This is a genomic window from Arthrobacter sp. (genome assembly GCF_031179385.1).
Taxonomy (GTDB): domain Bacteria; phylum Actinomycetota; class Actinomycetes; order Actinomycetales; family Micrococcaceae; genus Arthrobacter_D.
This window is the reverse complement of the sequence record NZ_JAPSHV010000067.1, coordinates 6,658-15,364: the sequence shown is the minus strand read 5'-3', so window position 1 is coordinate 15,364 and position 8,707 is coordinate 6,658. Positions and strand designations below refer to the sequence as shown.

The 8,707-nt window shown below is 63.3% G+C and carries 7 protein-coding genes; 5 read left to right on the top strand and 2 right to left on the bottom strand.

The window, feature by feature from the left end; translation table 11 throughout:
- The coding region (locus RIF85_RS10365) for an LCP family protein (RefSeq protein ID WP_309071832.1) at window positions 1–1,121 on the top strand (1,121 nt) is incomplete at its 5' end.
- Between the two features lie 4 nt (window positions 1,122–1,125).
- On the opposite strand, the gene RIF85_RS10360 is transcribed toward RIF85_RS10365, so the two are convergent.
- On the bottom strand, window positions 1,126–3,075 hold the full coding sequence (locus tag RIF85_RS10360) for a M13-type metalloendopeptidase (protein ID WP_309071831.1): 1,950 nt from the start codon (window positions 3,073–3,075) through the stop codon (window positions 1,126–1,128).
- Window positions 3,076–3,303: 228 nt separating this feature from the next.
- On the opposite strand from RIF85_RS10360, the gene leuA reads away from it, so the two are divergent.
- The 3 genes from leuA (at window position 3,304) to RIF85_RS10345 (ending at window position 6,646) form a co-directional block, all read left to right on the top strand.
- Window positions 3,304–5,034, top strand: coding sequence for a 2-isopropylmalate synthase (gene leuA / locus RIF85_RS10355; RefSeq protein ID WP_309071830.1), 1,731 nt, complete (start codon window positions 3,304–3,306; stop codon window positions 5,032–5,034).
- Window positions 5,035–5,108: 74 nt separating this feature from the next.
- The gene (gene recO / locus RIF85_RS10350) at window positions 5,109–5,858 is read left to right on the top strand and encodes a DNA repair protein RecO (protein ID WP_309071829.1); all 750 of its coding nucleotides are present in this window, start codon (window positions 5,109–5,111) and stop codon (window positions 5,856–5,858) included.
- Complete coding sequence (locus tag RIF85_RS10345) at window positions 5,855–6,646, top strand: isoprenyl transferase (protein WP_309071828.1); 792 nt, start codon at window positions 5,855–5,857, stop codon at window positions 6,644–6,646. The genes recO and RIF85_RS10345 overlap by 4 nt, the downstream gene beginning before the upstream one ends.
- A gap of 14 nt (window positions 6,647–6,660) precedes the next feature.
- Here RIF85_RS10345 and RIF85_RS10340 read toward each other — a convergent pair whose 3' ends face one another.
- A complete protein-coding gene (locus tag RIF85_RS10340; protein ID WP_309071827.1) occupies window positions 6,661–7,722 on the bottom strand; it encodes an alpha/beta hydrolase in 1,062 nt (353 codons plus the stop codon).
- A gap of 67 nt (window positions 7,723–7,789) precedes the next feature.
- Here RIF85_RS10340 and RIF85_RS10335 point away from each other — a divergent pair.
- The coding region (locus RIF85_RS10335; protein ID WP_309071826.1) for a quinone-dependent dihydroorotate dehydrogenase at window positions 7,790–8,707 on the top strand (918 nt) is incomplete at its 3' end.

Here is an 8,707-nt window from a genome sequence, read left to right as displayed (position 1 = left end):
GCGACCTGCTGGTGCCGCTGCCGGGGTGCCACAACCCGGAGACCGGTGCCGCTAGCGATGCCATGGCGTTGGGGCAGCTGAACAGTTCACTGGCCAACGGTGGACCGGGTTGCACCGTTGCAGCCATTAACGAACTTACCGGCCTTCAGGTGGATCACTTCATGATGGCCGACTTCAAAGCCGTCACCGAGCTGTCGAAGGCCGTCGGCGGCGTCGAAGTGTGCGTGAATCAGGAGGTCGATGATGAGTACTCCGGCCTGAAGCTTCCGGCGGGAACCAGCGAGATTGAGGGTGAACAGGCCCTCGCGTTCCTGCGGACCAGGCATAGTTTCGGGAGCGGCGGCGATGAGGGACGCATCCGCGCGCAGCAGGCTTTCCTTGCCTCGCTGGCTCGCAAGGTCAAGAGCGAGGGCACACTGACCAACATTCCGCGCGTGTACTCCATTGCGGAGGCCGTTACGCAGAACCTCACGGTTGATGACGGGCTCGTGGAGATCCCGGAATTGCTCAAGCTTGCAGGCAGGTTGCAGCAGGTGGACCTGGGTAACGTCGCATTCGTGACCGTACCGGTCGTTCCCTACGAGGTTGACCCGAACAGGCTTGTCCTTGACGAGGAAAAGGCGGACGATCTTTTTGCCGCGCTCCGGAACGATCGGGACATCACCAAGCCCGTGCAGGAGCCCACGCCGTCTGCTAGCCCGAGCACCGGTCCTTCTGCGGAGCCTGAGCCCACCGAACCTGTTCCTACCCCGACCGCAGAGGAGCTCGGCTTCGATCCGGCGCTTGTGCCGATCACAGTGCTCAATGCATCAGGTGAGTCCGGACGCGGGCAGGAGCTGCAGGAGGTTCTACTCGGCGAAGGATACACACAGGCGGCCGTCTCAGACGCCGATGACCGGCCGGCGACCCAGCTGTTCGTCGGCCCCGGCTATGAAGGGATAGCGCCCGCCGTCGCGGAGCTCTTCGGTCTGGCTGAGGTCCAGATCGTTCCGAGCGCTACGGCGATCGGACTCGAGCTTTCCGTCGGCAGCGACTTCACCGAAGGCGAGACCGTCGAAACGGAGGGCATCGCAGGTGACCTGCGCGGCCAGACAGCGGCGCAGGTCACCTGTCAGTCCTGAGGAGCTACCAGATACGCACGCGGTCAGCGGGCGCCAGCCACAGCGCGTCCGAATCCGTCACGGAGAAAGCTTCGTGAAACTCATCCAGGTTCCGGACCACCTGGTTGCATCGGAATTCGTTCGGTGAATGCGGATCAATGGCAATGCGGCGCGCTGCTTCCTCCGGACGGATGTTCTGTCGCCAGCATTCGGCCCAGGAGTAGAAGAATCGCTGGATTCCCGTGAGGCCGTCAATCACAGGCGGCTCGGTTCCATCGAGACTAATTAAGTAGGCGGCCAGGCTGATTCCCAGTCCGCCGAGATCGCCGATGTTCTCGCCCAGGGTCAGCTTCCCATTGATCGGGTGATCCGGTGCCTCCGTAGGAGCCAGGTCGGCATACTGGCTCACCAGTTGTCCGGTCAGCGCCTCGAAAGCAGTTCGGTCCGCTTCCGTCCACCAGTTGTGCAGTGCTCCCGTCCCGTCGAACTGGGATCCCTGGTCGTCGAATCCGTGTCCGATCTCGTGACCGATGACCGCACCGATGGCACCATAGTTAGCCGCCGGGTCCGCCTCGGCGTCGAAAAACGGCGGTTGCAGAATCGCAGCGGGAAATACGATCTCGTTCATCGTCGGCATGTAGTAAGCGTTCACGGTTTGCGGAGTGAGGTGCCACTCGCCGCGGTCGATCGGGCCGCCGAGCTTTGCCAGTTGCCGGTCCGTTTCAAACTCGGTCGCTCGCCGCACGTTGCCATACAGGTCACCCGGGACAATCTGAAGCGTTGAATAGTCGATCCAGGAGTCCGGGTAGCCGATCTTCGTGGTGAAAAGACTCAGCTTCTCGAGTGCCCGCTTTCGCGTGTCAGCGCTCATCCATTCCAAACGGCTGATCCGCTGGTGATAGGCCGCCAGGAGGTTCTCCACAAGTTCACCCATGATGGCCTTGTGTGATTCCGGGAAATGCCGCGCCACGTATTCTCGACCGACAGCTTCGCCGAGGGCCCCTTCGACAACCGCAACGCCTCTCTTCCATCGCTCCTTGAGCTGGGGTGTGCCGCTGAGCTTGGTCCCGTAGAACGCAAAGTGGACGTTCACGAAGTCCTCACTCAGGTAGGGTGCCGCCTGCAACAGCACCCGCACAACCAGCCAGTTCTTCCAGACGGGAAGCGGTACTTCATTCAGGGCGTCCATCAGGCCGGCCAGGTATGCCGGCTGGTTCACGATCACTTCCTCCGGGAGCCCGACGCCGGCAGCCAGCTCTGTGAGCCACGCTGCCAGAAGGGGAGCTTCCGCCGCCAGATCAGAGGTGCGGCGAAGGTTGTAGGTAGCCTGCGGATTCCGCCGCGTCACGGTGTCCATGTGCGACGACGCGAGCCTCGCCTCGAGATCGAAGGTGCTGGCCGCGGCAGCGCGGCTCTCCGGGCGGCCCGCCAGTTCGAAGAGCTGATGCAGCATTTCTACGTAGGCAAGACGTGCCTCCTCGAACTTCTCTTCCCGGTAATAGGACTCATCGGGCAAGCCCAGGCCGGACTGGTAAAGATGGAGGAGATAGCGCTCAGGGTTACCGGCATCGTTGCTGACATAGGGGAGGACTATTCCCGCGGCGCCGGAGCGCGTGAGCCGAGCATCGAGCCGGGCCAACTCATCCACTGTTTCGGCCGCATCGATAGCGTCGAAAACCGGCTTTACAGGCGTCGCGCCCTCGCTGTTGAGATGGCTGACGTCCATGAAGTCAGCGAATAGCGCACCGATCCGGAAGCGATCGCCGTCGTCATCCTTGTCGGCAGCGGCGTCTTCGACAATCGCACGCACGGCGAGTTCAGCGGCATCCGCGAGTTGGGAGAAGGATCCCTCGCGTGCCCGGTCGTCGGGGATAGGGGTGTTCCTCAGCCATCCGCCGTTGACATGGCGGAAGAGGTCGTCCTGCGGGCGGACGTCGGGATCGACGTTTGCGAGATTGATGCCTGTTGCTGTCATCGAGGCTCCTTCGTTGGTGCGTCCTCTCATCCTAGGGGCCGTGCTAGTGTTGAAATGTGCGCGCAGAGATGCTCCTTCTTAGCTGCCGTGGCGGGGCTCAACCGACAGGCTAGTCACCAATGGACTACCGAGTCGCAGGCCGAACCCCCGCTGCGGAGTTCGTGATGCCGGCCACCATCCTGTGAAGCCAGAGCCTGAGCGCTCACCCAAGGAAAGGCCACAATCGCCATGCGCAACGCACAGAAACCCTCCGGAATGCCCTTCCATAAGTATGTTCCGTTTCAGGACCAGATCACCGTGGACCTTCCGGACCGGACCTGGCCGGACAAGATCATCACGAAGGCTCCGCGCTGGTGCGCAGTCGACCTCCGGGACGGCAATCAGGCTCTGATCGACCCGATGAGCCCTGAGCGCAAGCACAAGATGTTCGACCTGCTCGTGCAGATGGGCTACAAGGAAATCGAGGTTGGATTCCCCTCGGCTTCACAGACGGACTTCGACTTCGTTCGCCAACTCATCGAGGGCGACCGCATCCCGGACGACGTGACCATCCAGGTGCTCACCCAGGCGCGCGAGCACCTGATTGAGCGGACGTACGAGTCCCTTGAGGGTGCCGATCGCGCAATTGTCCACCTGTACAACTCGACGTCGGTGCTTCAGCGCCGGGTGGTGTTCAACCAGGACATGGACGGCATCGTCGATATTGCGCTCACCGGCGCGAGGCTGTGCCGGAAGTTCGAGGAGAACATGGGCGACACGCACATCACGTACGAGTACTCGCCGGAATCCTTCACCGGTACTGAGCTTGAGTTCGCCGCGCGTATTTCCAACGAGGTCGCCGCAGTCTTCGAGGCGTCCGCAGATCGCCAAATGATCCTGAACCTGCCGGCAACCGTCGAGATGGCGACGCCGAATGTCTATGCAGATTCGATTGAATGGATGTGCCGGAACCTGGCCAACCGGGACGCAGTAATTTTGTCGCTCCACCCGCATAATGACCGCGGCACCGGTGTCGCGGCAGCGGAACTCGGCTACCTCGCCGGAGCGGACCGCATCGAAGGGTGCTTGTTCGGCAACGGTGAGCGCACCGGAAACGTCGACCTTGTGACCCTGGGCATGAACCTGTACGGGCAGGGGATCGACCCGCAGATCGACTTCTCCGACATGGACCACATCCGCCGCACGGCTGAATACTGCAACCAGCTCAACGTGCCTGAGCGCTCCCCGTACGGTGGGGACCTCGTGTTCACTGCGTTCTCGGGGTCACATCAGGACGCCATCAAAAAGGGCTTCGAACGGATGGAGGCAGATGCCGCTGCCGTCGGTAAGACCGTCGAGGACATTCCTTGGGCCGTTCCGTACCTGCCGATCGACCCGAAGGATATCGGGCGCTCTTACGAGGCCGTCATCAGGGTCAATTCGCAGTCCGGCAAGGGCGGCGTCGCGTATCTGCTCAAGCACGAGCACAGCCTCGACCTGCCCCGCCGGGCGCAGATCGAGTTCTCCGGAGTAGTTCAGCGGCGCACTGATACCGTCGGCGGTGAAGTCAGCGGAGCAGAGTTGTGGGAGATCTTCCAGGACGAGTACCTGCCCTCACGCAATGGATCCTGGGGACGCTACGTCCTGACGTCCACCAACACCGACACAGCTGAGGACGGTCGGCTCAACCTGACCGCCACGCTCCTGGTTGACGGGGTGCAGCAGCGACGCACCGCGCAGGGCAACGGACCGATCGACGCACTTCTGGCCGTCTTGGGTCAGGACGCCGTCGATGTGCGTGTTCTTGACTACACCGAGCACGCGCTGTCTTCCGGCGGTAACGCACGGGCTGCGGCCTACGTCGAGTGTGCGGTGGGCGAGCGCGTGCTGTGGGGCATCGGCATCGACGCAAACTCGACGATGGCGTCCCTGAAAGCGGTTATTTCCGCGGTCAACCGCGCCATCCGGGATCAGGGCTAAGCCCGAAGGGAATGCGGATTGGAGCCCGCGCGCGGCGACGGCCGCACCCGGGTGCCGGAGTGGGAAAATAGAACGTGGCCAGATCATTCGCGGCGCGTACCTACCGGGCGGAGGGCGTTGTCCTCCGTACCTACAAGCTCGGTGAAGCAGACCGGATCATTGTCCTGCTCACCCGTGATCATGGCCAGGTCCGCGCGGTGGCGAAGGGCGTCCGGCGCACGAGCAGCAAGTTCGGGGCGCGCCTCGAACCGTTCATGACGGTGGACCTCCAGCTCGTTTCAGGACGGACTCTTGACGTCGTGACACAAGCTCAGACGCGTGGAGCCTACGGACACGGCATCGCAGCAGATTACTCCCGGTATACGGCGGCAGCAGCGATCGCGGAAACAGCGGAGAAACTGACCGACGCCGACGGTGAGTCCGCGGCAGCACAATACGGCCTTGTCATCGGCGCTCTGTCAGCCCTCAGCCGCGGGCTCCACCCCTCGGAACTGATCCTCGACTCCTACCTGCTGCGGGCATTGGCAACGGCCGGGTGGGCACCCAGTTTTACGGATTGTGCGCGCTGCAGCGCCCCTGGCCCACATACGGCATTCTCAGCTGCGCTGGGCGGGGCTGTGTGTGCTTCCTGCCGACCGCCCGGCGCAGCGTCGCCGTCGGCGGAGGCCATGGAGCTCCTCGGTGCGCTTCTGTCCGGCAACTGGGCGGTGGCGGATGCGGCTGCGGATTTCGCGCGGCGGGAAAGTGCAGGTCTGGTGGCAGCCTACGTACAGTGGCATCTGGAACGTGCAGTCAAGTCCCTTAAACATGTGGAGCGTGTGTGACAAGATCCCCAGGCGAGCCGTCGCAGCCGTGGCCCCATCCGAGCGGTGAGCTTCCGCCGTCGATCCCTATGGAGCTGGTTCCGGCCCACGTTGCGATCGTCATGGACGGAAACGGACGATGGGCCAACCAGCGTGGCCTGCCCCGTACCGAAGGACACCGGGCGGGAGAAGCTGCGCTCCTGGACGTTGTTGCGGGAGCCATCGACATCGGGGTTCGGCACGTCAGCGTATATGCCTTCTCCACCGAGAACTGGAAGCGGTCCCCAGATGAGGTGCGTTTCCTCATGGGGTTCAGCCGGGATGTTCTGCGCCGCCAGCGCGACCAGCTGAACGAGTGGGGGGTGCGGATCCGGTGGGCGGGCCGGCGTCCCCGCCTCTGGCGCTCGGTGATCAACGAACTTGAGGTAGCTGAGGAAAACACGCGCAGCAACTCGGTGTGCACTTTGACCATGTGCGTGAACTATGGGGGACGGGCAGAGATCGCCGACGCTGCACGAGCCATCGCGGAGGACGTGGCAGCAGGGCGGCTCAGAGCGTCGTCGGTGTCGGAGAAAACCATTCAGCGGTACCTGGATGAGCCGGAACTGCCGGACGTCGACCTGTTCCTGCGCACCTCCGGCGAGCAACGGACCTCGAATTTCATGCTGTGGCAGTCGGCTTACGCGGAGATGGTGTTCATGGACGTCCTTTGGCCGGACGTCGACCGCCGCACGCTGTGGAAGGCAGTCGAGGAGTATGCGTCTCGGGACCGCCGCTACGGCGGCGCAGTGGATAAGGCGCGCACCTGACGATCAGGTCTGTGTCACCGATCCGCAGAAGACACTGATCCGCTGAAGCAGCGCACCCAACGGTCGAGCTCCTCGTACACCTTCCGCCTCACGGGTTCCGAGGACAGCAACGTGTCGTGCAGGGCACCGTCGAACCGGCATACCGTGACGTGCGGGCCGAGCTGCAGTGCGCGCTGGGTCATGACCGTAACGTCAAGCACACTGTCGGAGGAGAGCATCGCGTCATTCCACACCGGGCTGATCGTTGACCGCGCGGAGGCCAGGACCAGCACCGGAACGTCGATGGAGAGCCCGCGGCGCACCTGGGCGTGCCCGTTCAGTACGGCGGTGAGCCAGCCTGCACGAATGGGAAAGCCGAACTGCGGTCGCCAGAGGCCATTCAGCTCCCACTCGCCGTCGGCCAGATTACTGATGCTTCGCCAGTAGAACCCAAACTCGGGTAGCTTCAGGCGTGCCTTGGGCCTGAATCTGGTAATCGGCTCAAGCAGTCCCTGAGTCGTGGTGCGCAGGATAGCGCTGCCCTGAATATCAAGCCACGGGCTGTTGAGTATGAGGCTGGAGATTCTGCCGGGGAACCGGTCGGCCCACAGCGAGGCTACAAGTGCGCCGGTCGAATGTGCCATGAGGGAGATCCCCGCCGGGGCTGTCCCGGTCCTGGACTCGATGTCTTCGGCGACAGTCGTCAGCGCAGTGGCGATGTCGTCGTCGTAATGGGAGAGGTCGGTGACATAGCCAGGTGTCTGCCAGTCCCGCAGGCTTCGACCGTATTTGCGCAGGTCCAGTGCGTAGAAGGCGAATCCACGGTCGGTGAAAAACCGCGCCAGCTCCTGCTGGAAGAAGTAGTCACTCCAGCCGTGGACGTACAGTACGGCCTGAAGTGGCTCCGAGGGCTTACCGCCGCTGAGCCGGTGCAGCAGTCCGCGTGCGGTGCTGCGCAGATCCGTCGGCCCCCCAACGCGTGGCGGCGTGTACGAGACGAGGGTAGCTACGCACGGACCTTCCTCATCGGCGCCGAGATCGAGCTCGGTGAGGGCAAAACCGTCACCGAGGTGGTCCGGTTGCCAGTTGATGCCCATGGTTTGAGGATATCGGCGCCGGTACCGAAACTTGGTGAAGCGGCAGGCGCCGTGGGAACTTTGATCCATGCGAATTTATCCTGCCTTCTTCCGCGTTGTCTTCAGCGGGATGGACCCCGAGCGCGCGCACGGAATCGGCTTCCGGCTAATCCGGTGGACCGGCAGGACTCCGGCGGGCAACGTCCTGCGTCGCATCACCCGGCCGGCTCCCGAACTGCAAACCACAGCATTCGGTGTGACCTTCCCGTCGCCGTTCGGTCTTGCCGCAGGTTTCGACAAGGAGGGGCACGGCATTGCTGCCCTTACAGACCTCGGATTCGGCCATATCGAGGTGGGAACCATCACCGGACAAGCCCAGCCCGGCAACCCCAAGCCACGCCTCTTCCGGCTGGTCGAGGACCGGGCGGTCATCAACCGGATGGGCTTCAATAACGACGGCGCTGCTGCCGTAGCCCCGCGCATCGCCGCAGCGCGGCGAACCCTTGAGCGACGCTATCCGACGCTGCGGCCGGTCATCGGAGTGAACATCGGCAAAACCAAAACGGTCGACCTGCGCGATGCCATCGCTGACTACCGAGTCTCGGCCGAAGCGCTGGCTCCGGTTGCCGACTACCTGGTGGTGAACGTCAGCTCGCCGAACACCCCGGGATTGCGCTTGCTGCAAAGCGTGCGCTCACTCCGTCCGCTGCTGAAAGCTGTCCGCACGGCCGCCAACGCAAGTGCGGGAAGACACGTACCGTTGCTCGTCAAGATCGCTCCGGATTTGACCGATGAGGACATCGACGAGGTAGCGGCCCTGGCGCTCGAACTGGAACTCGACGGAATCATCGCAACGAACACCACGATCACGCGGGAGGGGTTGACCACCGCCGCTGAAAAGGTAATGGCGTACGGTGTCGGGGGGCTGAGCGGTGCTCCGCTCAAGACCCGTTCGTTGGAGGTGCTGACCCGGCTTCGTCAGGCGGCCGGTCCGCAACTTGCCATA